Origin of the sequence: Neobacillus niacini (assembly GCF_019749295.1) — a bacterium.
GTDB classification, from domain to species: Bacteria; Bacillota; Bacilli; order Bacillales; family Cytobacillaceae; genus Neobacillus; species Neobacillus niacini_D.
Genome location: NZ_JACWFG010000007.1, coordinates 12,113 through 38,615 on the forward strand (window position 1 = coordinate 12,113; position 26,503 = coordinate 38,615).

Genomic DNA, 26,503 nt, shown 5'->3' on the forward strand with positions numbered 1-26,503 from the left:
GGGTTAATCATGAAGATTGGATTATTTACATCGGGCTACCAGAGAAATCCTTTGGAACATGCTTTTGAGGATGCAAAAAGATTTGGTTATGACTACATAGAACTATGGGGAGGCAGGCCGCATGCGTTTGCACCTGATTTGAAAAATGGCGACATTGATATGGTCAAGAGCTTGATTGACCAGTATGAGGTTCCAGTAAGGATCTATACTCCCGAGCATAATGCTTATCCATATAATTTTATGATAGGCACGGAACAAATGAGAAAGGATGCCATCAACTATTTGAAGCTATCGATGGAAATGGGGAAGGAAATGGGTGCTGAATTTACCTTAATGTCCCCAGCACATGCTGGATATCTAACTTCCGAAAAGGAAATTTGGCATAGATTGATAGAGTCCATGAAGGAATTGACTAACTACGCGGAAAAAATTAATCATAAAATTATACTGGAAGCACTGACGCCAATGGAATCAAATGTTTGTACCACAGCCAATGATTTAGCGAGGGTATTTGGACAGATTGAATCCGATCATCTAGTGGGAATGTGCGATATCGTTCCACCGTTCGTTCAACATGAAAGTATCATGGCTTATTTTGATAAATTGCAAGATAAGATGCAGCATCTCCATATTATTGACAGTGATGGAACAACTGATACGCATGTGACTCCGGGGGAAGGTGTGCTGCCGCTGAAGGAATACTTGATGGAATTAAAGCATATTGGCTACGAAGGCACTGCAACGATAGAATTAGTCACCGCCTATATAAACGAACCGCGATTCTATGCGCGTCGGGCAATCAACAACTTAAAAGCATTGATGGAATAGATGTATTCAATAGAAGAAAAGAGTGATTATTATGTTTATAGATATGCACGTTCATCCAGACTTTTATCTTTCAATCAATGAGGACGAGGAAAGGTTGAATTTCAGGCATCGAGTGATGAATATTCACAAGAACGGAACCCCGCCTCTAAAGCATATTTTTAATCAAATGAATTGTGCTGGACTCGACAAGCTCTGTTTATTACCGCAGGACTATACAACGGTGGAAGGCGGGGCAACGGTAACAAATGAAGAAATTAAAAAAATTGTGGATCAGGCTCCTGATCGGTTTATTGGTTTTGCGAGTGTGGACCCATTCGATCCTGAGGCGGTGGAAAGACTGGAGATGGCCTTCACGGATTTGGGGCTGCTAGGTTTAAAATTAAACCCGGGCAAACAAAAATACTATCCGACAGATGGGGTGTTAAATCCAATCTATGACCTGTGTGAGAAGTATGATAAGCCGATTATTTTTCATAGTGGTTTATCATGGGAACCTGGAACATTATCGAAATATTGCAGGCCGGTTGAATTTGAAGAACTGGCGGACGGAAGACCGAAGCTTCGAATTTGCCTGGCACACTTTGGCTGGCCATGGGTGCAGGAAACAGCGATGTTGATGGTGAAATATCCAAACGTGTATGCAGATACGGCAATTTTATATTTTGATAATGCTAAAGAATTTTATACACAGGTTTTTACGAAAGATATTCCTTCCACGTGGATTGACCGCAGTTTACGGCATCAAGTCATGTTTGGCAGTGATAATCCGCGTTTTGAGCAAATTAGAATGGCCGAGGCATTAACCCAGTTAGGATTCCGTGAATCGACTTTAGAATTAATCCGCGGGAAGAATGCGTTAGAGTTTCTAGGCTGCTCATTATGAGAGGAGGACAAAATCATGTATATAAGAAGTTTGTCTATCTTTACAGATCAGTATAATCAATATCAGGTGATTACAGGTGAGATAGAGCGAATTGTCACCGATAGCGGAATCAAGAATGGGGTGGTAACGGTCCAAACCAAGCACACAACAACAGGTGTTACGGTTAATGAGTCGCTAGAGTGTCTCGAAAGTGATATCGATGACTTTTTAAAAAGATTGGTACCGGAAGACCATCCCTATGCTCACGCCCGGATGTTAAAGGATTATGGTTCCACAGCCGGTAATCCCACAGGGCACATCAAGGCATTAATAACAGGGAATCACTGCCACTTTCCTATCATCGATGGGGAGGTCGTTCGAGGAGGGGCTCAGGAAGTGTATTTCTGCGAATTTGATGGCCCGTCTGAAAGAATGGTTTTGGTTTATATACAAGAGGGCTAAGTTTTCCACCATAATTCTGCATTGTATTTCCTTCCACTCTTTGTGATATATTTTAAGTAATTCATACAATGTAAGATTTATGGTGGAGGCGTACTATTTTTATGGACAACAATCAGCTTAAACCACGCGAAGAAGTGGTTGAAAAAATAGAATATTATATTGATAAGAATCAATTGCGCCCACATGATAAACTTCCCTCGGAACGTCAGCTTTGTGAAGTATTAGGGACAAGCAGAACGACCTTGCGCAGTGCAATCAAGCGACTCATAATGGAAGGCGTCGTCTATAGCAAGCGGGGTGCCGGAACTTTTGTTGCTCCGCAAAAATTGGTGCGCAACTTGCAGGATATGGAATCCTTATCAAAAAGTGCAGAGGAAGCCAATAAAGTATTATCAACTAAGGTTTTATTTGCAGATATTATCGAATGTAATAAAGAGTTATCCAAGAGAATGAAATTAACGCTCGGAAGCAAAATATACTGTTTGCAGCGACTAAGATTAATAGATGGGATTCCGTCGATGATGGAACTGGCCTATATTGACTATTCATTATGTAATGGCATTGAACAGTATGACTTTTCAAATGAGTCCCTATATCGCATTTTGGGAGACGTCTATAACGTAAAAATTGACCACGGCTCGGAATCACTAAGCGTTACTTACGTAAGTGAACAGGAAAGTGAATTATTGGATGTTGAGAGTGGGACACCTGTTTTCTATATTAGGGGTAATGTATATACCGAAGACGAAAAGATGGTTGAGTTTTATAAATCTATCGTAAGAGCAGATCAAATCCGTTTTTCTTCCGTTCTCAAACACTACCATTAAGCCTAGGAGGAAAAGGAAATGAAAATCGGGGCAGTCGGCGATAATTGTATCGATGTATATAAGCAGTCAGGGGAAGCGTACCCTGGAGGCAACCCTGTCAATGTTGCGGTGTATTGTGTAAGACTGGGGGAAACCGCATCCTATACCGGTGTGGTTGGAAATGATGATTATGGAAAGTTATTAAAAGATGCCCTGAAGGCAAAAAATGTCAATGTATCACATGTAAGCGAACTGCCTGGACAAACCGCGATTACAGAGGTCGAAATCGTTGATAATGACCGGGTTTTTGGCAATTACTATGAAGGTGTTTTAGAAGAATTTGCATTGACAGATGAAGATATTGATTTTCTCGCCTCGCATGATATAGTGGTGTCAGGAATTTGGGGGAAAATAGAAAAAAGTCTGGGTACCCTAAAAAATAAGGGGGTCCCAATTGCATTTGACTTTGCCACAAAGCTCGATGATCCCCTTGTGGAAGAAATTATTGCTCATGTTGATTATGCTTTCTTTTCCTACGATGATGGGGAAGATGAGTTTATTAAAGATTACATCAAGACTATGCATGCAAAAGGTCCCCAATTGATTGTTGTGACAATGGGTGAAAAAGGGAGCATTGTGTATGATGGCGCTTCTTTTTACCGATTTGGTATTGTTCCGTGTGAGGTAGTAGATACGATGGGTGCGGGAGATAGTTATATTGCGGCCTTTATTTGTGGGATTCTACAGAAAAAGTCGATTGAAGAATGCATGGAGATGGGAGCGAAAAACAGCAGTATCACGATTCAATATAAGGGTGCATGGTAATGAATTTAAGTGGAAAGTGAGTGAGCAAGCCTTTGTCCAATATAGACTATCAATCTCCGATGTATTTACAATTGCGGGAGATTATCAGAACCAAGATTGAGGATGGTGAATTTCCACCCGGAACGGCTATCCCTACTGAGAATGAATTGGCAAAAACCTATGGAATTAATAGATTGACAGTTCGCAACGGAATTACCGCTCTTGTGAATGAGGGTTTGCTCAAAAGAATACAAGGGAAAGGCGTTTACGTTCTTGGGGAGAAGAGAGAGCAGGATTTGGAAACCCTGGAAGGTTTCTCGGAAATGGTTAGGAAGAAAAATGCTGATCCCTCTTCTCATATACTGACTAAGTCTTTACGAACCGCCGGGCATAAGTATGGCAGGATTTTCAACATTAATCCAGCTGATCAGATTTTTTATATTAAGCGGGTCAATTATATTGATAAAGAGCCATACTCACTTGAAGAAATCTATATACCGCAATATGTTGTCCCCGAATTGGAGGATATTGATTTAACAGTGTTTTCTATCTATGAAATTTATGACTTTTATAATATTGGGATTTCCTATTCCCAGCAAACTCTCGACCTGACGCAGTTGGACCAATCGGATGCCCGCTTCTTGGATGTAGATTCCTCTACTCCATTGCTTTTATTTACGAACATAAGCTATAGCAAAACGGAAGAGGTTATTGAATACTCAAGAAGTTGTACCAGGCCGGATAAGGCAAACTATAAGGTGAATTTCAGGAATCCATGAATGTGAGTGCAACAAAAATAAAAGACTAGGGATGCTCCCTAGTCTTTTTCATAAGGATTTAAGAAGAAGTGATTTGTCCGCCGTTAACATGTATCGTTTGGCCAGTCATAAACCGGGAATCATCGGAAGCAAGGTATACATAAGCAGGAGCCAATTCAAAAGGCTGGCCTTGACGCTGCATCGGATTTCCCGCAAGAGGTATTTGGTCGGCAGAGAAGCTTGATGGAATGAGCGGGGTCCATACACGTCCAGGTGCGACCGCATTTACCCGAATCCCTTTGTCGACTAAATTATTTGCCAATGCTCGTGTAAATCCTACATTAGCAGCTTTTGTCGCGGAATAATCGATCAATTGTTCATTTCCGTAATAAGCTACAACCGAAGCTGTATTAATAATAGAACTGCCTGCTTTTAAGTGGCGAAGTGCTGCTCGGGTGGTGTAGAAATGAGAGTAAACATTGACCTTGAAGGTATCATCAAACTGCTCATCGGTTATGTCCAACAAGCTTAATTGCTGAAACTGAATTCCCACATGATTGCAAAGAATATCAAGTTTCCCAATGCTAAGAACAGTTTTTTCCACGATATCAATACATTGCTGTTTACTTCGGAAGTCCCCTGGTAATAGTAAACACCTCTGCCCCAGCTCTTCAATACGAGTCTTCGTCCTGTGTGCATCTTCATGTTCATCTAAATAGGAAATCGCTACGTCCGCACCTTCTTTTTGCAAAAGCAATCGCTGCGGCGGCGCCTATCCCGCTGTCACCACCTGTGATGAGTGCGGCCTTTCCTAACAGTTTTCCGCTTCCTTTATAATTCGGATTTTCAATAATGGGTCTTGGCACCATCAATTTTTCCACGCCAGGCTGTCGAAGCTGACGCTGTTCAGGAACAGTGAGCGGAATATCTTCGTAGCGTGTAATCTTTCCATAATGGGGATACATAGGGTAATCCTGATTGGACGGCTTATTCTGGTTATCTTGTGACACGCAGAAACCTCCTAAAAAAACCATTTTGGGTTTAATGTATGTCACATAGGCAAATGCCGTGCATGGTCTATCACATTCCTTTGGAGGAATGAATAGAGTGGAGGAAAACCTTAAGGGGGAAAAGAGTTTGTACTATTATAGGGTAAATCGGGAAGTAAAACTATTAGTATTGAATCATTCGAATGAAAAGGAAGAGATCCAGTATAACTCCAATTCTAAACCTTTTAAAATGCCAAAAATAGGCCCTAGACCGCCGTATTATACAAATCCAAGATATGAACCCTATTATCCTAAAATCTAAAAAGACTAGGCTCAGCCTAGTCTTTCACTAATCTCTTATAGCGCCACTCGATAGGGGAACAGTGATGTTTCTATGCTTAATCCTACAATTTTTTACCGATACGATAGTGACCTTTACCTGGCTGGCAGCCTAAACCTTTATTTAGTTTTTGCCTAGGAGTATTGCCCGCCTCGGTATAAGTGATCATTGTATGAGCCCCTTCGTTAATAGCTGTTTGCATAGAGGAGTTTTAAGGCTTTTGCAATTCCGCGTCCACGATAGTTTGATTTCACCCCGGTATAATCTGTCCTAGCTACAGCAGAAGCTCATGTGAAGGTCATCATGGAACAAGAGGATAATAAATTATTTGGCAAGGATATTTCAATCGATGTTCCTGGTACAAAACGCGAGTTATTACTGGTTGTTCCAGCTTCCGTTATTGCGGGAGTTGATCTCAAAGCAGTTAACTCGGATGATGTGAAGATAGATGAAAAAGAGAGACGAATGGAAATCATCCTTCCTCATGCCGAATTTATTCAAAATCCGGCTATTCAGATGAATCAGGTAAAAACCTTCTCAGATGAAGGATTATTCCGCAGTGAAACCAAGTGGGATGAAGGATTTAACCTTGCAGCCGAGGCGCAAGACGAAATCCTGGCAGAATCTAAATCCATTGGTCTCCTTCAAACAGCGGAAAAAAATGCAGAAAAGGTTCTTAAAGAATTTTTCGGCAACCTCGGATATACGGTGGAAATTACATTTAAATAACACTTTTGAGAGTTCAATTCGGGGAAAAATGAATTGGACTCTTTTTTTGGCTTTTCATTCTGGAGGTAGTTTTCTTTGGTTCCCGCTATCATGATTTTTCAGGTGTATCGGTCACCAAGGACCCTCTTTGGTTCCCGCTATCATAATTTTTCAGGCGTATTGGTCACCAAGGGTGCTCTTTGCTTCCCGCTATCATGATTTTTCAAGCGTAACGGTCACCAAAAGCACTATTTGGTTCCCGCCATCTTGATTTTCCAAGCATTACGGTCATCAAGGACACTCCTTACTCTGGATCATTCACGCATTGAGGATTTCACCCTGCTATTAAACTTCCATTTAACGGAGATATTGTAAAATGTTGTACCAAGGTGTAAAATTACACTATAAAGGTTTTTAGGAGTGTTATTTATGGGGAAAAATATACTTACAATGTTTATGTATTTTGGTGTAGTTCCACTAGGTATTTCATTCATCACACTGTTTATTACAACAGAAAACTTTCTGATTTCAACCATTCTTCCTCTTATCATTGGCGGTTTGATTGCTGGGGGAATTGCCAGTAGAACGCTGATTAAAGGCGATGATAGAAAAGGGCTTCCGTTCATGTTCTTCATCCCGCTTGGTTATACTGCAGTCGCCTGGGTAGTTTTTATGCTGATTAGCGGCGGGTTTTTCGGGGCAGATTCATGGTTGGGTTATGGCATTTTACATATAGCGATGGTGCCAATCTTCTTTATGACGATGTTAATGGGTGAGGGAAGGCTGTTTCTTTGGGCACCATTGGCTTATGAACTAGCATTTGTGTTTGGTATTTTCTTATTACTCCTCATCAAAAGGGTTCGTCTCTCTTTTAACAAGAAACATGTTGTGACGCTACTTACAGTGTTCATCTTGGCAATGAGTACGGGGGCTGCTGTTCAGTGGCACCGAAGTAAGACGGTCCTGCCATCTTATGGCTTTGAGTATGGCGGCGGCTATTCATCTACAGATTTAACACCTTATGATGTGACAAATCCTAGTAATATCCTGCCTAAACTAGAATCTCCTCCTGCTTTTACAATAAAGAATTCTAACGAGATGCCTATATTAGATGGTGCAGAGGCGGCATATCCTGTCTATTCTGCATTTGCTGACACAGTCTACGAAAATATAAGCAATATACAGAGAACTTTGGATATCGTTAGTTTCACAAATACGATTTATGCCTATGAACGGCTTATCTCTGGCGATGTCGACATCTACTTTGGTGCAGAGCCGTCAAAGGAGCAGCAGGAAATGGCCAAAAGGCAGGGAAAGGAACTGGTGATGACGCCCATTGGCAAGGAGGCATTTGTCTTTTTTGTTAACCCAGATAATGAAGTAGATAGTTTAGATGTTTCGGAGATTCAGAGCATTTACTCTGGAAAAGTAAAAAATTGGTCCGAACTCGGAGGGAAGAACGAAAGAATCATTGCCTTTCAACGGCCCGAAAATTCAGGAAGCCAAACGCTGCTACAAAAGATTATGGGTGACATACCAATCATGGAGCCTTTGAAGGAAGATGTTCCTGAAGGAATGGGCGGGATTATTGAACAAGTGGCGGATTATCGGAATTACGATAATTCAGTTGGATTCTCATTTCGTTTTTTTGCAACTGGAATGAGAGACAATTCCAATATTAAACTACTTGCAATAGATGGTGTCGAGCCAACACCTGAAAATATTGCGAGCGGAAAATATCCTTTTACTGCAAACCTTTATGCGATATCCTTAAAGAATAACACCAAGAGCACTATTGAACCCTTTTTGGAGTGGATGAAGGGTCCTCAAGGACAAGAAATTATCGAAAAAATAGGTTATATAAAAACGGAGTTGAAGGAGGAATAGTAGATGAAAAAAGTAAGATGGGGAATTTTAAGCACTGCAAGTATTGCTCAACAGGCATTAATTCCAGCATTTGAACGTGCAAATAATGCAGTGGTCACAGGAATTGCTTCAAGCAGCGGAAAAGCTGAAGAGGTAGCAGCACAATTTAATATAGCAAAGACATACAGCAGTTATGAGGCAATGCTGCAGGATCCAGAGATTAACGCAGTCTATATCCCGCTGCCAAACCATTTACATAAAAAGTGGACACTTGAAGCGGCGAAACATGGAAAACATATTCTATGTGAAAAGCCAGCTTCCTTAACAGCGGAGGAAACGAAAGAGATGGTTGAGTTCTGCACCGAAAGCAATGTTAAATTTATGGAAGCTTTTATGTACCAATTTCACCCGCAGCATGAACGAGTGAGAGAAATCATCAAAAGTGGCGAGATTGGTGAAGTTAAATTCATGCGGGCCAGCTTTTCATTTTTCCTTGCGCAGCCAGAAGGCAATGTCAGAATGGATTCAGAGAAAGGCGGCGGAAGCCTCTATGATGTAGGCTGTTATGGTATACATTCCATACGGAGTATTTTGGGTACCGAGCCCGTAGAAGTACAGGTTCATGCCAATGTAGATTCAGATTATCAGGTGGATATATCTGCCTTCGGACATATGAAAATGGAAAATGGTGTTCATGCTCATTTTGATTGCAGCTTTGATATGGTGTTCAGAGAAGAGTATGAAGTGATAGGAACACAGGGGCAAATAAAGGTTCCGAGAGCATTCCGCCCAGATAATTATGGGGGAGAAGGTCTTGTAATCGTTCAAAAAGAAGGAGTCACAAGAGAAGAGAAAATAGTTGCAGATATTTATCGAGAAGAGGTTGAGCATATCTCACAAGTAATCTTAGAGGATGGCGAACCAGCATATACAGGTGAAAATGCCATACAAAATATGCGTGTCATCGAGGCTTGTTATCAATCTATTAAAACAGGAAATATTATTAAGTTAGTATAATAAAAAAACGGCATAATCCCTAAATATCAATAGGGGTTGTGCCGTTTTTTGTTTGTATTTATTATACTATGAAACCTACTTGTATTAATTTCCAATACAAACTTAGTGTTTTACCACTTTAACGAGAAATAGTATTATAGGGAGAGGCTGAATTTTCAGGCATATTAATGAAAGGGGGAACTGAGCATGACAACGGTATTAGAAATGAAAAATATTTCAATAGAATTTCCAGGTGTAAAAGCGTTAAACGATGTTTCTTTTTCAACAGCAACAGGTAGTACTCATGCCCTTATCGGTGCGAATGGGGCAGGGAAATCAACGTTAATGAAGGTTCTCTCAGGTGCTTATCACCATTATACTGGTGAAATATATATAGATGGAAAACAGGTTAGTATTCGTTCACCGAAGGATGCTCAAAATCTTGGTATTCAAATTGTCTACCAAGAAGTCGATACAGCACTCATTCCGTATCTAACGGTCGGTGAAAACATCATGCTAAATGAAACCGTTAATGATATGGGCAAAAAACAATTCATCAGCTGGAAGCATATACACGAAAAAGCAACGGCCATATTAGAGAGTATTCATGTAAATATCTCATCAAAGAAGTTGGTAAGTGAATTAACACTAGCAGAGAAGCAAATGGTCATCATCGCGCGATCATTGGTCAAGCAATGTAAATTTCTCATATTGGATGAGCCGACTGCGCCATTAAGTCACTCGGAAACGAATGAGTTATTTAGAATTGTTAGGGATTTAAAAGAAAGAAATGTCGGAATTATTTTTATTTCACATCGTCTTCCAGAGCTATTTGAGATTTGTGACGATATCACCGTAATGAAAAATGGTGAATTCGTATGTAAAGAAAAGATTGCTGAAACTTCTCAAAATAGAGTAGTTGAATATATGCTCGGAGAAAAATTAGAGGAACAATTTCCTAAAAATCAGGTGGAAATTGGAAGTACTGTTCTAGAGGTAAAAGGACTTTATGATACAGGGATGATCAAGAACTTTGACATGCATGCAGGTGCAGGTGAAATTGTCGGAATAGCCGGACTAGTAGGCGCAGGGAAATCGGAACTCTGTAAAGCGCTATTCGGAGCTGCGAAGGTTAAAGCCGGTGAAATTAAAATTCATGGAAAAAAGGTAAAAATTAAGGATCCCAGCCAGGCGGTAAAACAAGGCTTGGCATTTGTTCCGGAGGAGAGAAGAAAGGAAGGCATTTTGGTACAGGAGTCGGTAGCTGCAAATCTAACTGCTGCCAGCTTAGGAAAGTTTTCTAAGGCTTTGAGCTTCCTAGATTTCAAGAGAGAAAAGGAAGTTTCTAGTCAGATGATTAGCAGTCTGGGAATTAAGACACCTTCCCAGGAGACGAGGGTTCAAAATCTATCTGGTGGTAATCAGCAAAAAGTAGCCATAGGTAAATGGCTGATTGCAGACGCAGAAGTTTACATTTTTGACGAACCAACAAAAGGTGTAGATGTTGGAGCGAAAAAGGATATATTTGAACTGATTTCACAATTAGCAAAAAGAGGCAAATCGATCATATATGCATCATGCGAATTCTCGGAAATTTTAGGAATCACTGACCGTGTTTATGTTGTTTATGATGGACAAGTTGCCAAAGAGCTGGATACCAATACAACAAATGAAGAAGAACTATTATTTTATTCAACAGGGGGTAAATAGAATGAGCAGTGCGAACCCAGAAGTTCAACAAAAAATGCCCTCGAAAAAGGGTTTTGAATTATTTGATTTTTTATACAAATACGGTACGATAATTACAATCCTAGCGTTAATAGTAATTTTTTCGATTACAAACCCAGCCTTTATGGATGGGGCAAATATCGTTAATATTCTTAGGTCTATTTCTATTGTCACTATTATTGCGGTTGGAATTACCATTTCCTTATCCGTTGATGGATTTGATTTATCAGTTGGTTCAACGGTTTCGTTAACAAATGCAGTTGTAATTTCAATGTTTGTGTGGTTTTCGCAAAATATCTTCGTGGCATTATTAGTTGCGATTGGTGCCGCGCTCGTAGTAGGTGCATTCAATTCCTTTATGATCGTAAAGGTAAGAATCCCTGATATGTTAATGACATTAGCAACGATGTTTATCATTCAAGGAATTGCTTTGACGTATACAAAAGGTGCAACTGTGTCCCAAAACATGGTTATGCCAGACGGAACCTTCTCAACGGGCAGTATTCCGGAAGTTTTTTCAAAAATAGGTCAAGTACCTTGGATTATTATCATCATGATTGTAGTGGTACTTATCGTCCATATTTTTCTGAATTATACAAAACATGGCCGTTATATGTATGTGATTGGCGGGAACAAAGAAGCCGCTAGATTATCTGGAATTCCAGTGAATAAATATAAAGTAACGGCCTATCTTATGTCTGCAGCATTTGCCGCTATCGGCGGGATTGTGCTTGCTTCACGTGTCATGACAGCAGAAATTAACTCAGGTGCTCCGTATTTAATGGATGCCGTAGCAGCAGCATTTATTGGATCCTCTGTATTGGGCGCCGGCAAACCGAATGCTTTCGGTACCTTTGTTGGAGCTGTGTTAATTGGGATTCTGCAAAATGGTCTTGTCATGATGTCTGTTCCGTACTATGCAATGGATATTGTGAAAGGTACGGTTTTGGCTCTCGCGCTTGCATTAACCTATTATAAAAAGAAATAATTTGGAGGGGTTATAATGAAGGATTTCACAGTTGGATATTTCACCATGACGGAGCAAGACGCGATTGATTATGCAAAAGCAATCAAACTTTTTCTAGAAGAAGCAGAATTGACTTGTAAGGAAATTGGCGATGGTAACTTAAATTATGTTTTTAAATTAGTAGATGTTAAAAACAATCAGTCTATCATTATAAAGCAAGCTGGACCCATCGCACGAATCTCTGACGAATTTAAACTATCACCTGACCGCAATCGGATTGAAAGTGAAATTCTAGGACTCCAATACAAACTTGCACCTGGATTTGTACCAAAGGTATATAATTATGATCCCATTATGAACTGCACAGTGATGGATGATTTATCAGATCATGAAATAATGAGGACAGCTCTAATCAAGCACAAAAAGTTCCCGCTGTTTGCTGATCATATTTCTACTTTTCTAGTAAATACTTTATTATTAACGTCTGATGTAGTGGTTGAGCATAAGGAAAAGAAAGAATTAGTTAAGCAATTTATCAACCCAGAGCTTTGTGAAATAACTGAAGATTTGGTTTACACAGAACCTTTTTATGATTGCCCGCGTAATGAGGTGTTTGAAGGAACACTGGACTTCGTAAAAGAAAACATCTGGAATGATAAAAAACTAGTACTTGAGAGTGCAAAGTTAAAATTTGAGTTTATGACCAATGCTCAATCGCTGTTGCATGGCGACCTTCATACGGGTTCTATTTTTATAAAAGAAGATTCTACCAAAGTAATAGATCCAGAATTCGCTTTTTATGGACCAGCCGGTTATGATATCGGAAATGTTATTGCGAATCTCATCTTTGCCTATGCAAACGGCAAGTTTACAATCGAAGATGAAGAAACACGGGATGACTATTTAAATTATCTTGTAACAACGATTAAAGATGTTGTAAACTTATTTACTGATAAATTCAACAAAGCTTGGGACGAAAGTGCAACAGAACGAGTGGCAGGCTATGAAGGATTTAAGGAATATTATTTAGATACTATTTTAAGAGATACTGGAGCTGTGGCGGGACTTGAACTTTTAAGAAGAATTATCGGACTTGCGAAGGTGAAGGATTTAACGAGCATTGAAGATCGTGAAGCAAGAATCCGGGCAGAAAAAATTTGTCTAACCGCTGGAAAAACATTTATCTTAAATCGCGAATCTATCAGAACGGGAGCAGACTTCATCAACGTGATTCAATCTGCAGAACTATCATCTGTGAAAGGGGCATAAATCTAGTGCAAAACCCAGTTACGGTTATACAATCTGTACGGCTGGATGATGAGAATGATACGTTAGTATTATTAGATCAAACAGTTTTACCAAATGAAACGAATTTCCTAGAATTAAAGGAAATGGAAGATATATGGGATGCAATCTATCAATTAAAGGTTCGTGGAGCACCGGCAATCGGGATTGCTGCAGCATATGGCGTCTATTTAGGGACAAAGAAATCTACTGCAGAAACCTATGAAGCTCTTTTTGAGGACTTTAAAAAGGTGAAGGATTACCTGGCAACTTCAAGGCCAACCGCTGTAAACCTGTTCTGGGCTTTAAATAGAATGGAAGATCGATTTAAACAAGAAGCAGGGAAAAGTGTGGCAGAAGTAAAGGCGGCACTGAAAGAGGAATCTGAAAACATTCGTGCGGAGGATGAAAAAATCTGTGAAGCGATTGGGGAGCATGCGCTATCCTTGCTTGAGCCAGGTTGGGGATTACTAACGCATTGTAATGCTGGTACCATCGCAACGGCCAAATATGGTACGGCATTAGCTCCGATTTACTTAGGGCAAGAAAAAGGCTATGACTTCAAAGTCTACGCAGATGAAACAAGACCATTACTTCAAGGTGCCCGCTTAACGGCGTGGGAACTGCAGCAGGCTGGAGTAGATGTGACGTTAATTTGTGATAATATGGCATCTATCGTGATGAAGGAAGGCAAAATTCAGGCTGTACTGGTTGGCTGTGACCGTGTTGCGGCAAATGGCGATTCAGCAAATAAGATAGGAACTTCAGGTGTTGCGATACTTGCAAAACACTACAATATTCCATTCTATGTTTGTGCACCATTATCTACCATTGATCTAGAGTGTAAAACAGGGGATGACATTGAAATCGAATTGCGTCCTTCTGAGGAAATTACAAGTAAATGGTATGAAAAGTCGATGGCACCAGATGGCGTTCAAACCTATAATCCTGCCTTTGATGTAACCGACCATTCCTTAATTACGGGGATCGTTACGGAAAATGGGATTGTGTATGCGCCATATACCGAAACCCTTCCGAAGATGTTTAAAAAATAATATTTTAAAAGCTGAGTCTAACTGATAAATTATGAAGTGCTTTTCAAAATTTGAAAGCCAGGATAACATTCAGTTTGATTTACTAATTGGTATATTAAAAATGCAAAACCTCGCCGCAATCTTGGCGAGGTTTCTTTTTGTTTCCATTATAGAAGATAGTATTAAATTCCTATAGAAAAAACAGGTATTTTGTCATGATTTGACAGTTTTGACAAAACATGACTATAATTTACTTAATTCTGAAAATTTTTAAAAGTAGAAACTCGATATTTGATAGGTTTTGTAATCAGGAGGTCAAGCATGATTGTATTTAATCAAGTAAATAAGTTTTATGGAGATTTTCAAGTCTTAAAAGATATTAATCTTACAATCAAACAAGGTGAAGTAGTTGTCGTAATAGGTCCATCCGGTTCAGGGAAAAGTACTCTGCTGCGCTGTATCAATCACCTGGAAACAATCTCTGACGGGACACTCACCGTAAATGGGATATCTGTAGGAGATAAAAAAACAGATATCAATAAGCTAAGGCGCAATATTGGAATGGTTTTTCAGCATTTTTATTTATATCCCCACAAAACTGTGCTTGAAAATATCACTCTTGCTCCTATGAAAGCATTGGGACAATCCGAAAAAGAGGCTAAGGAAACAGCCCGACTTTATCTAGACAAAGTAGGGATATTAGATAAGGCCGAATCTTACCCTTCTCAGCTTTCCGGAGGCCAGCAACAGCGTGTAGCAATTGCCCGCGGCCTTGCAATGAAACCAGAAATCATGCTTTTCGATGAACCCACCTCTGCGCTTGATCCCGAAATGATCGGGGAGGTTCTGGATGTAATGAAAACCCTAGCCAGGGAAGGTATGACAATGGTCGTAGTAACTCACGAAATGGGCTTTGCCAGAGAGGTTGCCGACCGAATTGTATTTATGGATGCAGGAAAAATTTTAGAAGAAGCAGTTCCGGCTGAATTTTATGAGAATCCGCGAGAAGAACGGGCTCGCTTATTTCTCAGCCGTATATTAAATCATTAACCAAGGGGGAAAATGGAATGTTCAAAACAAAAAAATTCGTAAAAATGGCGTTAGTATCTGCAATGGCTGCCATATTTCTTGCCGGTTGCGGCGGGGACAAGACGTCTACTGATAGCAGCAAGGATGTACTAGCCCAGATCAAGGAAGACAAAAAAGTTGTATTTGGCGTAAAGCATGACACGCGTTTGTTTGGATTGAAAAATCCATCGACAGGTGAAGTGGAAGGGTTCGATATCGATCTTTCCAAAGCATTAGCAGAAGAAATATTTGGCAAGGATGTTAAGTCTGAGTTCGTTGAGGTTACTTCGAAAACGAGGGTAGGTCTCTTAAATAATGGTAAGGTGGATGCGGTTGTCGCTACGATGACGATCACGGAAGAACGCAAAAAAGAAGTTGATTTTACTGATGTATATTTTGATGCCGGGCAATCATTGCTTGTGAAAAAAGGCAGTAAGATTCAAAGTATTGATGACTTGAAAAAAGACACGAAGGTACTTGCTGTTAAAGGCTCGACATCTTCAATCAATATCCGTGAGAAAGCTCCTGAAACAACAGTACTTGAATTCGAAAACTATGCTGAAGCCTTTACAGCACTAAAGGCAGGTAAGGGTGATGCCCTGACTACAGATGATTCCATCCTTTATGGTATGGCAGAAGAAGATCCGTCATTTGAATTGGTCGGAGGAACGTTTACTGAAGAACCATACGGGATAGCTGTTAAAAAAGGTAATACAGAGCTTGTTGATGAGTTGAATAAGGCATTAAAAAGCCTGAAGGATTCAGGAAAGTACGATGAGATTAAGGATAAATGGATTAAAAATTAACTATTAATAACAGGTTTCTCATCAGGATGGGCTGTAATCCGTATGCAATCTTTTCGGGCGGCTCATCCTGATTATTTAGGAGGAGATCGTTTTGTTGGATTTCTCGATACTAACAACTAATATGGATTCATTTTTAGAAGGATTAAAAATAACCATCATCGCTAGTTTAATAGCTTTATTAGGAAGCTTTATTTTGGGGACACTTCTTGCTGTTATGCGAATCGCCCCGTTTAAACCTCTTAACTGGCTGGGGACGGCATATGTTGAATTTATTCGTAATATACCTGTACTGGTTATTGTGTTTTTCGCTTATTTGGCTGGTAACTTTGGCGGGATGACTGCAGGAACAATCGGGTTGACCATCTATACAGCCGCTTTCATCGCCGAAGCTATCCGTGCGGGAATTATGTCTGTACCAAGAGGGCAAATGGAAGCTGCCCGCTCGACAGGATTAACTTACGGTCAGGCAATGAGAATGGTTATACTCCCTCAGGCTATAAAGATCGTTATCCCCCCTCTTGGCAACCAATTTATCAATTTAGTTAAAAATTCATCCTTGTTAGCAGTTGTTGCAGGAGGGGATTTAATGTATCAGGGGGATTTAATATCTGCAAAAACGTATGTAACCTTTGATACCTATGTTTTCGTTGCCTTATTCTATTTAATTTTAACTATACCTTTAAGTCTTGGCGTTGGATATTTAGAAAAACGCTTGGCAAGAAGTCATTAAGGAGGTGCGAAGATGGATTTTCTAGCACCGTTCATTGAAGTATATACACCTGAACATTTTAAATTTTTGTTAGAGGGATTTGGGGTAACTCTAAAGGTTGCAGCCATTTCAATCGTCCTCAGCTTCATTATTGGAGGTCTTATTGGAACTCTCAGATATGCACGGATTCCTGTTGTATCTCAATTATTAGCCGTGATTGTCGAGACGATTCGGAACCTTCCTTTGCTGCTCATCATTTTCTTCACCTATTTTGCATTGCCCGAAATTGGGATTGAAATGGAAATAACCACTGCGGCAATCGCAGCATTGACGGTATTTGAATCTGCGATGCTGTCAGAAATCATTAGAAGCGGTTTAAACTCGATCGAAAAAGGACAAATTGAGGCAGGACGTGCGTCTGGCCTGAACTACATTCAGACATTACGCTATATCATCTTGCCCCAAGCTCTGAGAAGAATGGTTCCACCTATTGTCAGTCAATTTATTTCTCTGCTTAAAGATACATCATTAGCTGTTGTCATCGCATTGCCGGATTTATTGCACAACGGACAAATTATTTATGCGCAAAAGGGATCGTATGTGATACCTGTTTTTGTGATTGTGGCGTTGATGTACTTTATCGTGAATTATGCTTTGTCACTAGTTGCGCGTAGATTAGAATTAAAGCAGTCTTAAGAATCTGGCTCATTCATTGGGCCGGATTTTTTTACGTCAAATAGGTTGCTTCGTTTTATTCTTTTTTGTTTTTAAAAAGTTCATAGTTTATCATTAAATACAGAATAATGATTACTAACAAATTTACTTCATAACCATAAAATAAGAATATTATTAATGGATGATTAAAGTTGAAAAAACTCTGCTGGAAAAGGAGTTCAATACTTATGCAGGATAATAAACAATACTATTCCGATCTCGAAGCAAGAGAAATGATCTGCGACATTGGAAGAAGGGTATACAACAGAAATTATGTAGCGGCCAATGATGGAAATATCTCCGTGAAAGTGGGGTCTAATGAAATTTGGACCACACCTACGGGAGTAAGTAAAGGCTATATGACACCCGATATGATGGTGAAAATGGACCTTTCTGGTATTGTTCTTTCAGGTAATATGAAACCATCTTCTGAAGTGAAAATGCATTTAAGGGTTTACAATGAAAATCCAGAAGTGAGTGCTGTCGTTCATGCTCATCCTCCAGTAGCAACATCCTATTCGATAGCTGGGATTCCTCTTGATAAGCCAGTGTTACCAGAGGCGATCGTATTGTTAGGTAATGTACCAGTTGCGCCTTATGCTTTACCAGGTACACAAGAAGTACCAGATTCCATTGCTCCATATTGTCAAACACATAATGCGGTGCTATTGGCCAATCATGGAGCTTTGACATGGGGAAGAGATTTAATGGAGGCATATTTCCGAATGGAATCCCTCGAACATTATGCCACTATTCTAATGTACTCCAATAATGTTTTGAAAAAAGCAAAAGAATTAAATTATTCACAAATCACTGATTTGATAAAGATTCGAGAATCAATGGGAATAAAAGCAGGCGGTGTACCGATAAGCGAAGAAGAAAAAATGGCTGAAGAAGAATAGTTGAAGTACAAGGAAGCAGCATAAAACCCAAACATCTGGTTTCCAGTCTAATGCTGCTTCTAACTTATTTTATCACTTGTTCATCCTGTAATTTGTTACCTACAGTAAGCAATTCAGAGATAAAGGATTTAATATCCCCAACGAGCACCCCGCCATGCCCAGTACACATAAATTCGGCATCGAAAGCATTCATGGCTATAAGTCCATTAAGAAACCCATTTAGCGTTTCTTTTGCAACTCCTCCATTCCGTAAAAACTCCAGCCACTCATGCCTAAGGTCATTTCCGGCTGAGACTAATCCATCTTTTGAAAGAGGATCACCGAAAAAGCAGAGGAAATCACCTGTGAAAAGGACTTTAGAAGGCTTAAGGTAGAAAGCAAGTGAGCCAGGAGTATGGTTGCCAACCCATACGTATTCAAATTGTTGAATGACTCCATGATTTAACAAATCAAAATTGAACTCATCTGGTTCTTGATACTCAATAAAGCTGCGTTCCAGATGATGAATATATTTCTTAGCATTTTTAAAAATAGATGTGCCTTGTACATGATCTTCATGACCATGGGTGGCTAACACGAGTTTAACGTCTTCTGGTGACTTACCCAGCTGTTGAAGAGCTTGTACTAAAAAGGCAGAATGCATTTCTTTGCTGGAATCTATTAAAGTAATGCCGTCTTCTTGTACAATAAAATAGCAGTTATTATAAGAATTCCAAGTAGAATCCCAAATGGCTAAAACGTAAACATTTTCTTTTACGGATTCAAATAAATAATCCAAATTTATACCCCCATGATAACAACGTCTTTACATAATTAAGTATATAAAATTTTGAATAGTTGGACAAATTAGCGTGAGATAAATAGCAAATTTGGATAAGAAATTCGCGGCCTCTCGCTTTATGATGGTGGTGAGGGGGAAAGAAGATGAACTTATTAAAGAAAAAGGATCCATATCAGGTTTATATCTATACCTGTTTCTTATCACAATTACTTTTTACCTTTGTTTTTACCGTGAATTTGTTATATCAAGTTGAAATGGTGCAGCTTGATCCATTGCAGTTAGTTTTAGTGGGGACGGTTTTGGAGGCGACTGTTTTCATTTTTGAAATTCCAACTGGAATCCTGTCTGATTTAAAAAGCAGAAAGCTATCTGTCGTTATTGGCTTTTTCTTAATAGGAATAGGTTTTATTATCGAAGGGATGTTTCCGGTTTTTACGGCGGTTATACTTTCTCAAGTCATTTGGGGGATTGGATATACCTTTACGAGTGGTTCTCATCAAGCTTGGATTGCAGATGAAGTTGGGGAGGAACGTGCTTCATCAGCCTTTGTCAAAGGTGCCAAGGCGGGTAATCTCGGAAAAGTCCTTGCCATTCCATTAAGTATGCTGGCAGGATATTATCTGCTTAATTTGCCAATCGTCCTAGGCGGTATTGGGTTAGTAGTGCTGTCCATCCTCTTAGTTTTCTTTATGAAAGAAGAGAATTTTAAACCTGCCGCAAAAGTAGAGAGAATACCAGTTTGGAAGAATATCAAGGAAAATATGAGTCAAATTCTTTATTATTCTAGAGTAAACTATCTAATGAGAATACTTTTTCTTATTGCGTTGTTTTTTGGCTTTTATAGTGAGGGCTTTGACCGCTTGTGGATTCCCCACTTCATTGAACAATCTGGTCTATCTAATTTATCAGACAATCAGTTAGTTTTGCTAATGGGCGGGGTTCAATTTATTGTTGTTCTTTTGACATTTGCTGCTCTCCATTTTATTGATAATAGCTTCATCCACCAGCGTCTTAACCATATTTACATTGCCCTTTTTATAGGGAGCATTCTTATTATAAGTTCTCTAATTGGTTTTGCTTATACCACATTCGCTGTTGGTTTGTTAACATTTTATATCATCATCCAAATTTCAAGAAGTATTATGTATCCGTTAGAGAGTGTTTGGCTGAATAAAATCATTCCGGATTCATCCACACGTGCTACCTTTTTCTCCGTCAAAGGACAGGTAGACGCCATTGGACAAATTGGCGGCGGCCCTGTGATTGGCGCTGTTGCTTCAAACTTTTCGATTAGAACAGCCATATTTGTTAGTGCAATTATTTTAATGCCTGTCCTATTTTTATATAACTCTATTATGAGGAAAGAAAGAGGGTGATTGGTTACCCTCTTTCTTTTATAGGGATATGAATCTCCATATAGACTTTCTCGTAATCCCAGTAGTGGCAATGTTCATCATAATATTCAAAGTCATAAGCTGTTTCATCCATTTCATATGAGGATTGTGGAAACCAGTCCTCTACAATATAATTCCATGTTCCTTTAATCGCTGAGGCAAACTTCTCAACTTCAACCAACGGAGTTCTGAACACAGCATAAGTAGCTTCTGGCAGTTGTAAAGGTGTCAGCCCATCTGGAAGCAAGGTGTCTTCGTCTAGTTCTACAGCAAATAAATAAGTAAATTTATCTTCTGCTGCACAAGGACTTAGGTTTATACAGTACTCCCCATGTTTATTAGGAGCAACCGTTTTATATAGCATTCTTTCAATGGAACCGTCTGCCAGCCCTTCTTGATCCCAAATCGCAGGTGCATCTCTTGTATAAGATACATTACCCATCTTTATTTCAAATGTTTTTCCGGCAACAGTGAAAGGCGGCCTTTTTACAATCATGGGCTGCATTACAATCCCGCCTGTGTTCTTTTGATGAATACTAATTAGATCTAACTTTTGCGGTAATGATTTGGGACAATGGATTTTATATAGACTAGGAGGGATTCCAAAGCATTTTTTAAAGGCTTTGGTAAAACCAGCATGAGTTTCAAATCCGTAATCCATCGCAATTTGGATCACTTTCTTACCATGAACCAGTTCATGTAATGCATACTGAAGTCGCCTTTTTACCACATAGTCCATTAGTGTATATCCTATATGCTTCTGGAAAACTCGATAAAAATGATAAGGGGAATATCCCGCCATTTTTGCTACGTACTCTGGATCAATATCGTCCTTTATATGTTCTTCGACATAATCAATTACCTGCTGAAGCATGCGTAACTGTTGAATAAGGATCACCTCGGTATTACCATAATCTATTTAAATTATAATTTATTTTGATTTTGTGTGTCGCCATTGTTTCTGTTGAAATTATGCTGGTTGTCCTTCATTATAAGGATAGAGACTTTTGTTTACGTATTCTTTTATGAAGGAAGTAGATTATGACGGAAGAAAATATAACTCGAATTGATTTGGATGGCAAAGAAATTATATTAATTGGTACCGCTCATGTTTCCAAACAAAGTGTTGAACAAGTTAAAGAGGTCATAGACCGCGAACAGCCTGATTCTGTTTGTATTGAACTGGATGACCAACGCTACAAGTCGATTATGGAAGGCAGCAAATGGAGAGAAACGGATATCTTTAAGGTTATTAAAGAAAAGAAGGCCACACTCCTATTAATGAATCTTGCCATTTCGTCATTTCAAAACCGATTAGCGAAGCAATTTGATACCAAGCCGGGACAGGAAATGATTCAAGGTATTGAATCGGCAAAAGAAATAGGGGCTGAGCTTGTGTTAGCCGACCGTAATATCCAAATTACCTTTTCGCGTATTTGGAGCAATGTTAGCTTTTGGGGAAAAGGACAGCTGCTAACTTCTATTTTCTATAGTATTTTCAATAAAGAGTCTATTTCTGAAGAAGAACTTGAGAAAATGAAAACACAGGATACATTGAATGCCTCTCTTGCCGAAATTTCGGAAGCGTTCCCTCGGTTAAAGAAGCCTTTAATTGATGAGCGGGATCAATATTTAGCTCAAAAAATTAAAGAAGCACCTGGGAAAAAGGTGGTAGCCGTCTTAGGGGCTGCGCACGTTCCAGGAATTACAAAAGAGATTCATAATGACCAGGATTTGCAAGCACTCACACAAACAAAACCAAAATCCAAGACACCTCAAATCATAGGTTGGGCAATCCCTGCTCTGATTGTTGCTCTTATTGCGGTTACCTTTTTTCTCAACCCTACCGCTGGTATGGATCAAGCAATAAGTTGGATACTATGGACCGGTACCACAGCGGCAATTGGTGCCGCTGCTGCGATGGGACACCCTCTGGCTATTGTGTCAGCCTTTTTGGCAGCACCGATTACCACGTTACATCCATTGTTGGCGGCAGGCTGGGTATCGGGGATTGTACAAGCTTATTTCAAACGCCCTAGTGTCGCCGATTTTGAAACATTATCAGAGGATGTGTTCTCGATAAAAGGCTTTTGGCGTAATAAATTTACAAGGGTCCTGCTGGTGATCATCCTTACCAACATTGGAGGTTCGTTCGGAACCTTTATCGGGGGAGCGGACGTAATCCGTACTTTCCTTAATAATTTGTAAAAGCGGTACCTTCCAGAAGGAAGGTGCCGTTTTTCGTACAGTTGTAAAATGTTGTCGAACGTTTACTAGGTAATGGAGCAGTATGCTGAAGTAGAATAGAAGTAATAGACTAGTAGAAGGGGTTGGAAATGGTTGAATATTTATCTCATCCGTCATGGTGAAGCAGAGCACAATGTGGATAAAACAGTGATGGCGCACACTCATGACTCACAGCATAGTTTAACAAAGCTAGGGCATAAACAAGCACAGATAACGGCTGAATTTTTCAAAACAATTGTTTCGCCAAAGACCATTTTATATAGTTCTCCCTATCTGCGAACCATGCAAACAGCTCAAGCGATTCATTCCGAACTGCCAGAAGGTGTTCCATTTTTTGAGAATCCATTAATAAGAGAGTGGGAGCTCGGGAATCTTTATGACTTTGCTGATCGCACACCTGAAAAGAAAAAGGAATTCAAGGCAGCAGGTCAATTTTACTTTCGCTTTCAGAACGGGGAATCCTTAGCAGATGTGTATTTAAGAGCAACAATGTTCATGAATACCGTGGTTGAGCGTGTGAAACAGCAGCAGCGATATGATAATGTTGTTATTGTAACGCATGCAGCGTTTATTCATATGCTGCTGACCTTTCTGATGAATTGGCCAATCGAGGATTTAAAAAATTTCAAACCAGTTGAAAATGCCTCCGTTATTAAAATAAATGAAGTGGATGGAGACTATCAGTACGAGAAGATCTTTGTTCCAATCGTCAATTAAGACTCCATAAATCAGGAGCCCTCAATTATCTAATTGGGGGTCTTTTTTTTTTTTTTTTTTTGTGTAGAATAATATTCTTTTTTTTCTAATATAGGAAAATAAAAATTTTATTACTTATAAACCTAGTGAAAACGATTGCAAGAAAGTTTTTAATAATTTAAATTGACTGAAAAGTATAATTATATTATTATTCTAATAATAACTAAAATCTTTCGTAAGACGAAGGATTAGTAAATTCATCCAAGAAGGAAGGGACTCTTATGTCACAGATGTTAGCTTTAGTCATTCTTATGGCCATTTTATTTATCGGGGATTTAGTTGCAGTACGTACCAAGGCATGGGTACCTTCTATATTCGTTTGCGCGGTCTTGTTCCTTTTAGGTTATTGGACATTCTTCCCACAGGACATCGTTGCACTTGCAGGTGTACCACCGGTTGTTGCTACGATGATGATGTACTTATTGATTACGAATATGGGAACTTTATTATCGCTTCAGGAATTGAAAAATCAATGGAAAACAATCGTAATTGCGCTTTCAGGTATTTTAGGAATTATTGCAATATTATTTGGAATTGGAACATTACTATTCGGTTATCAGACAGTGGTTGTGGCTATACCTCCTTTGGTTGGCGGTGTCGTATCAGCCCTGATTATGTCAGAAGGAGCTAAGGAAGCAGGACTTGCCACTTTATCTGTTTTTGCCATCGTTATTTATGTCATGCAAGGATTTGCTGGATATCCAATCACTTCGATTGTTTTGAAAAAAGAAGGAAAGAGATTGCTTCAGCAATATCGCAGTGGAAAACTTTCGGCAGAGGCACAAGGAGCAGCGGCAGCCGAAGTGGCAGCTACAGCGGCTGCTAAACCTGAGTTGAAACTTTTTAAGAATATGCCAGAAAAGTATAATACTGACTTTTTTAAGTTTCTAAGGCTTTCATTGGTCGCTTATCTAGCTTACCTAACTTCAACTCTATTAGCACCAGTGGTCGCGGTCAGCCCGTTTGTTCTCTGCTTACTATTCGGGGTGATCGCAACAAGTGTTGGATTCCTTGAGAAGCAAGTATTACAAAAAGCAAATGGTTTCGGATTCGCACTCATGGCATTAATGCTCTTTATTTTTGACGGTTTAAAACAAGCGACTCCAGGCATGATGCTTGAGATTATTTATCCGCTTGTCGGCACAATTATATTAGCTGTTATCGGAATGTATATCTTCTCCTTCATTGCAGGAAAGATCTTAAAAGTGAGTAAAGAAATGGCGTTCGCTGTTTCACTAACGGCTTTATATGGATTTCCAGCCGATTACATTATTACTAACGAAGTAATTAAATCATTAACAGAAGATGAAAAAGAAAGAGAGATACTGACTAGCCATATGCTGCCGCCAATGCTGGTTGGAGGCTTCATAACAGTAACCATGGTGTCAGTCGTACTAGCAGGTATTTTTGTAGGATTCCTGTAAGAGAGGATTGAAGGAAATGGAAGCAAGAGTAGAAACAAATTTTAAAGTGGTGCAGGCACGAGTCGAAAGTCATATTGACACATTGAGTACCTTTACTGCTACACCGGGTCAGGGTACTACCCGTCTTACTTATAGTTCTGAGGATTTACAGGCCCGTCAGTATATAAAAGAGAAAATGAAGGAATACGGTCTGACTGTTCGTGAAGATGGGTTAGGTAATATTTTTGGAAAGCTTGAAGGAACGATGAAAGATGCACCAAGCGTTCTGATCGGTTCTCACTTCGATTCTGTGCCGAATGGCGGTTCCTATGATGGACCTGCAGGAGTGGTGGCAGGTCTTGAGGTAGCGGCGCTTTTCGCTGAGAACCAATTACAGCCAAAATATCCGTTAGAAGTAATCGCGTTAGTAGAAGAAGAAGGTGCGCGTTTTGGCGGAGGGTTAATGGGATCCCGCGGAATTGTTGGATTATTAAATGAGGAAGATTTTAATAGTTTAAAAGATAAAGATGGTATTTTCGCAGTAGACGCGATGAAGAAAATTGGTCTTGATCCTGCCCTTCCTAAAAAGAGGGACCCAAAGACGATGAAGGCATACCTTGAATTGCATATTGAACAAGGTCCAATCCTTGAAGAAAAGGATATTCCAATTGGGGTGGTTGAGGCTATAGTTGGCTTAACTCAATTAGAAGTAACCGTCAAGGGGCAGGCTGGCCATGCAGGGACAACGCCGATGAACCGCAGGGCGGACGCATTAGTCACCGCTGCTCAGATGATTGCACAATTCCCTGGGCTTGCTGAATCGGAAGGCAATGGTACAGTTGTCACGACTGGAAGATTGAATGTTTTTCCGAATGGAGCAAATGTCATTCCTGATAAAACGGTGTTTACGGTGGATATCCGTTCAGGCAAGGAAGAAAACGTTTTGAATGTAATACAAAATGTGAAAGAATTAGCTCATTTCTATAGTGGTAAAGGGATTGAAGTGAGTGTTGAGCAGCTTCTATATATACAGCCAAAAGAAATGAATAAGGATATTGTCTCTCTGCTAAAGAAAAAAACAAGTGAGCTAAATATCCCTAAGTGCTCAATTAACAGCGGTGCAGGTCATGACGCGATGGTTTTCTCTGATTTTACCGATGTAGGAATGCTCTTTATTCCGAGTAAAAATGGGTTAAGTCATTGTCCGGAGGAATGGTCCGATTCACGTCATATAACAAATGCTGTTCAGGTACTTTATGAGGCAGCTAAAAAGTTAACGGAGGCGGAATAG

24 protein-coding genes and 2 pseudogenes are annotated in these 26,503 nt (G+C 39.6%); 23 read left to right on the forward strand and 3 right to left on the reverse strand.

Features of this window, described 5'->3' with window-relative positions:
* Positions 1-9 precede the first annotated feature (9 nt).
* The 6 genes from frlC to H0184_RS11170 all read left to right on the forward strand — a co-directional run bounded on the left by frlC (position 10) and on the right by H0184_RS11170 (position 4,541).
* The gene (gene frlC / locus H0184_RS11145; protein ID WP_221824466.1) at positions 10-828 is read left to right on the forward strand and encodes a fructoselysine 3-epimerase; all 819 of its coding nucleotides are present in this window, start codon (positions 10-12) and stop codon (positions 826-828) included.
* Between the two features lie 31 nt (positions 829-859).
* Positions 860-1,711: an amidohydrolase family protein gene (locus H0184_RS11150; protein WP_221824468.1), complete on the forward strand. Its 852-nt coding sequence runs from the start codon at positions 860-862 to the stop codon at positions 1,709-1,711.
* Between the two features lie 15 nt (positions 1,712-1,726).
* Positions 1,727-2,152 (forward strand): secondary thiamine-phosphate synthase enzyme YjbQ, encoded by a 426-nt coding sequence (locus tag H0184_RS11155; protein ID WP_221824470.1) that lies wholly within the window; start codon positions 1,727-1,729, stop codon positions 2,150-2,152.
* Between the two features lie 101 nt (positions 2,153-2,253).
* Positions 2,254-2,979, forward strand: coding sequence for a GntR family transcriptional regulator (locus tag H0184_RS11160; RefSeq protein WP_221824472.1), 726 nt, complete (start codon positions 2,254-2,256; stop codon positions 2,977-2,979).
* Positions 2,980-2,997: 18 nt separating this feature from the next.
* Positions 2,998-3,783 (forward strand): fructoselysine 6-kinase, encoded by a 786-nt coding sequence (gene frlD, locus H0184_RS11165; protein ID WP_221824474.1) that lies wholly within the window; start codon positions 2,998-3,000, stop codon positions 3,781-3,783.
* A 20-nt stretch (positions 3,784-3,803) separates the two neighbouring features.
* A complete protein-coding gene (locus H0184_RS11170; RefSeq protein WP_313771752.1) occupies positions 3,804-4,541 on the forward strand; it encodes a GntR family transcriptional regulator in 738 nt (245 codons plus the stop codon).
* Between the two features lie 58 nt (positions 4,542-4,599).
* Here H0184_RS11170 and H0184_RS11175 read toward each other — a convergent pair.
* A pseudogene (locus tag H0184_RS11175) lies at positions 4,600-5,485 on the reverse strand (SDR family oxidoreductase).
* A gap of 646 nt (positions 5,486-6,131) precedes the next feature.
* Here H0184_RS11175 and H0184_RS11180 point away from each other — a divergent pair.
* The 12 genes and pseudogenes from H0184_RS11180 to H0184_RS11235 form a co-directional block, all read left to right on the forward strand.
* Positions 6,132-6,578 (forward strand): annotated as a pseudogene (locus H0184_RS11180) (DUF4230 domain-containing protein); the annotation flags it as partial.
* Between the two features lie 408 nt (positions 6,579-6,986).
* The gene (locus tag H0184_RS11185) at positions 6,987-8,444 is read left to right on the forward strand and encodes a PstS family phosphate ABC transporter substrate-binding protein (protein ID WP_221824476.1); all 1,458 of its coding nucleotides are present in this window, start codon (positions 6,987-6,989) and stop codon (positions 8,442-8,444) included.
* A gap of 3 nt (positions 8,445-8,447) precedes the next feature.
* A complete protein-coding gene (locus tag H0184_RS11190; RefSeq protein ID WP_221824479.1) occupies positions 8,448-9,440 on the forward strand; it encodes a Gfo/Idh/MocA family protein in 993 nt (330 codons plus the stop codon).
* Positions 9,441-9,626: 186 nt separating this feature from the next.
* Positions 9,627-11,129 carry a sugar ABC transporter ATP-binding protein gene (locus H0184_RS11195; protein WP_221824480.1) on the forward strand — a complete coding sequence of 501 codons (1,503 nt, stop codon included), beginning with the start codon at positions 9,627-9,629 and terminating at the stop codon, positions 11,127-11,129.
* Position 11,130: 1 nt separating this feature from the next.
* Positions 11,131-12,135 carry an ABC transporter permease gene (locus tag H0184_RS11200; protein ID WP_221824482.1) on the forward strand — a complete coding sequence of 335 codons (1,005 nt, stop codon included), beginning with the start codon at positions 11,131-11,133 and terminating at the stop codon, positions 12,133-12,135.
* Positions 12,136-12,150: 15 nt separating this feature from the next.
* Positions 12,151-13,383, forward strand: coding sequence for an S-methyl-5-thioribose kinase (gene mtnK, locus H0184_RS11205; RefSeq protein WP_221824484.1), 1,233 nt, complete (start codon positions 12,151-12,153; stop codon positions 13,381-13,383).
* 5 nt (positions 13,384-13,388) lie between these two features.
* Positions 13,389-14,453, forward strand: a complete 1,065-nt coding sequence (gene mtnA / locus H0184_RS11210) for an S-methyl-5-thioribose-1-phosphate isomerase (protein ID WP_221824486.1) — start codon at positions 13,389-13,391, stop codon at positions 14,451-14,453.
* A gap of 300 nt (positions 14,454-14,753) precedes the next feature.
* Positions 14,754-15,482, forward strand: coding sequence for an amino acid ABC transporter ATP-binding protein (locus tag H0184_RS11215; RefSeq protein ID WP_221824488.1), 729 nt, complete (start codon positions 14,754-14,756; stop codon positions 15,480-15,482).
* Positions 15,483-15,499: 17 nt separating this feature from the next.
* The gene (locus H0184_RS11220) at positions 15,500-16,306 is read left to right on the forward strand and encodes a transporter substrate-binding domain-containing protein (RefSeq protein WP_221824490.1); all 807 of its coding nucleotides are present in this window, start codon (positions 15,500-15,502) and stop codon (positions 16,304-16,306) included.
* 91 nt (positions 16,307-16,397) lie between these two features.
* A complete protein-coding gene (locus H0184_RS11225; RefSeq protein WP_221824492.1) occupies positions 16,398-17,036 on the forward strand; it encodes an amino acid ABC transporter permease in 639 nt (212 codons plus the stop codon).
* 12 nt (positions 17,037-17,048) lie between these two features.
* Positions 17,049-17,711 carry an amino acid ABC transporter permease gene (locus H0184_RS11230; RefSeq protein WP_221824494.1) on the forward strand — a complete coding sequence of 221 codons (663 nt, stop codon included), beginning with the start codon at positions 17,049-17,051 and terminating at the stop codon, positions 17,709-17,711.
* A gap of 206 nt (positions 17,712-17,917) precedes the next feature.
* Positions 17,918-18,631 (forward strand): class II aldolase/adducin family protein, encoded by a 714-nt coding sequence (locus H0184_RS11235; protein ID WP_221824496.1) that lies wholly within the window; start codon positions 17,918-17,920, stop codon positions 18,629-18,631.
* Positions 18,632-18,695: 64 nt separating this feature from the next.
* Here the strand turns inward: H0184_RS11235 and H0184_RS11240 are convergent, their stop codons facing one another.
* Positions 18,696-19,409, reverse strand: coding sequence for an MBL fold metallo-hydrolase (locus H0184_RS11240; protein WP_221824497.1), 714 nt, complete (start codon positions 19,407-19,409; stop codon positions 18,696-18,698).
* A gap of 146 nt (positions 19,410-19,555) precedes the next feature.
* Between H0184_RS11240 and H0184_RS11245 the strand changes: the two genes are divergently transcribed.
* The gene (locus H0184_RS11245; protein ID WP_221824499.1) at positions 19,556-20,788 is read left to right on the forward strand and encodes an MFS transporter; all 1,233 of its coding nucleotides are present in this window, start codon (positions 19,556-19,558) and stop codon (positions 20,786-20,788) included.
* A 4-nt stretch (positions 20,789-20,792) separates the two neighbouring features.
* Here H0184_RS11245 and H0184_RS11250 read toward each other — a convergent pair whose 3' ends face one another.
* Positions 20,793-21,704 carry an AraC family transcriptional regulator gene (locus H0184_RS11250; RefSeq protein WP_313771753.1) on the reverse strand — a complete coding sequence of 304 codons (912 nt, stop codon included), beginning with the start codon at positions 21,702-21,704 and terminating at the stop codon, positions 20,793-20,795.
* Between the two features lie 143 nt (positions 21,705-21,847).
* Between H0184_RS11250 and H0184_RS11255 the strand changes: the two genes are divergently transcribed.
* From H0184_RS11255 to H0184_RS11270, 4 genes are all read left to right on the forward strand, one after another.
* Entirely contained in the window at positions 21,848-23,014 is a 1,167-nt protein-coding gene (locus tag H0184_RS11255) for a TraB/GumN family protein (protein WP_221824501.1), read from the forward strand.
* A gap of 132 nt (positions 23,015-23,146) precedes the next feature.
* The gene (locus H0184_RS11260; protein WP_221824503.1) at positions 23,147-23,770 is read left to right on the forward strand and encodes a histidine phosphatase family protein; all 624 of its coding nucleotides are present in this window, start codon (positions 23,147-23,149) and stop codon (positions 23,768-23,770) included.
* A gap of 260 nt (positions 23,771-24,030) precedes the next feature.
* A complete protein-coding gene (locus H0184_RS11265) occupies positions 24,031-25,233 on the forward strand; it encodes a hypothetical protein (RefSeq protein ID WP_221824505.1) in 1,203 nt (400 codons plus the stop codon).
* Positions 25,234-25,249: 16 nt separating this feature from the next.
* Positions 25,250-26,503, forward strand: coding sequence for a Zn-dependent hydrolase (locus H0184_RS11270; RefSeq protein ID WP_221824507.1), 1,254 nt, complete (start codon positions 25,250-25,252; stop codon positions 26,501-26,503).

What these genes read in the sequence shown, in the direction of transcription:
- frlC (WP_221824466.1), top strand. Translation starts at nt 10, where the DNA reads ATGAAGATTGGATTATTTACATCGGGCTACCAGAGAAATCCTTTGGAA.
- H0184_RS11150 (WP_221824468.1), top strand. Translation starts at nt 860, where the DNA reads ATGTTTATAGATATGCACGTTCATCCAGACTTTTATCTTTCAATCAAT.
- H0184_RS11155 (WP_221824470.1), top strand. Translation starts at nt 1,727, where the DNA reads ATGTATATAAGAAGTTTGTCTATCTTTACAGATCAGTATAATCAATAT.
- H0184_RS11160 (WP_221824472.1), top strand. Translation starts at nt 2,254, where the DNA reads ATGGACAACAATCAGCTTAAACCACGCGAAGAAGTGGTTGAAAAAATA.
- frlD (WP_221824474.1), top strand. Translation starts at nt 2,998, where the DNA reads ATGAAAATCGGGGCAGTCGGCGATAATTGTATCGATGTATATAAGCAG.
- H0184_RS11185 (WP_221824476.1), top strand. Translation starts at nt 6,987, where the DNA reads ATGGGGAAAAATATACTTACAATGTTTATGTATTTTGGTGTAGTTCCA.
- H0184_RS11190 (WP_221824479.1), top strand. Translation starts at nt 8,448, where the DNA reads ATGAAAAAAGTAAGATGGGGAATTTTAAGCACTGCAAGTATTGCTCAA.
- H0184_RS11195 (WP_221824480.1), top strand. Translation starts at nt 9,627, where the DNA reads ATGACAACGGTATTAGAAATGAAAAATATTTCAATAGAATTTCCAGGT.
- H0184_RS11200 (WP_221824482.1), top strand. Translation starts at nt 11,131, where the DNA reads ATGAGCAGTGCGAACCCAGAAGTTCAACAAAAAATGCCCTCGAAAAAG.
- mtnK (WP_221824484.1), top strand. Translation starts at nt 12,151, where the DNA reads ATGAAGGATTTCACAGTTGGATATTTCACCATGACGGAGCAAGACGCG.
- H0184_RS11215 (WP_221824488.1), top strand. Translation starts at nt 14,754, where the DNA reads ATGATTGTATTTAATCAAGTAAATAAGTTTTATGGAGATTTTCAAGTC.
- H0184_RS11220 (WP_221824490.1), top strand. Translation starts at nt 15,500, where the DNA reads ATGTTCAAAACAAAAAAATTCGTAAAAATGGCGTTAGTATCTGCAATG.
- H0184_RS11230 (WP_221824494.1), top strand. Translation starts at nt 17,049, where the DNA reads ATGGATTTTCTAGCACCGTTCATTGAAGTATATACACCTGAACATTTT.
- H0184_RS11235 (WP_221824496.1), top strand. Translation starts at nt 17,918, where the DNA reads ATGCAGGATAATAAACAATACTATTCCGATCTCGAAGCAAGAGAAATG.
- H0184_RS11245 (WP_221824499.1), top strand. Translation starts at nt 19,556, where the DNA reads ATGAACTTATTAAAGAAAAAGGATCCATATCAGGTTTATATCTATACC.
- H0184_RS11255 (WP_221824501.1), top strand. Translation starts at nt 21,848, where the DNA reads ATGACGGAAGAAAATATAACTCGAATTGATTTGGATGGCAAAGAAATT.
- H0184_RS11265 (WP_221824505.1), top strand. Translation starts at nt 24,031, where the DNA reads ATGTCACAGATGTTAGCTTTAGTCATTCTTATGGCCATTTTATTTATC.
- H0184_RS11270 (WP_221824507.1), top strand. Translation starts at nt 25,250, where the DNA reads ATGGAAGCAAGAGTAGAAACAAATTTTAAAGTGGTGCAGGCACGAGTC.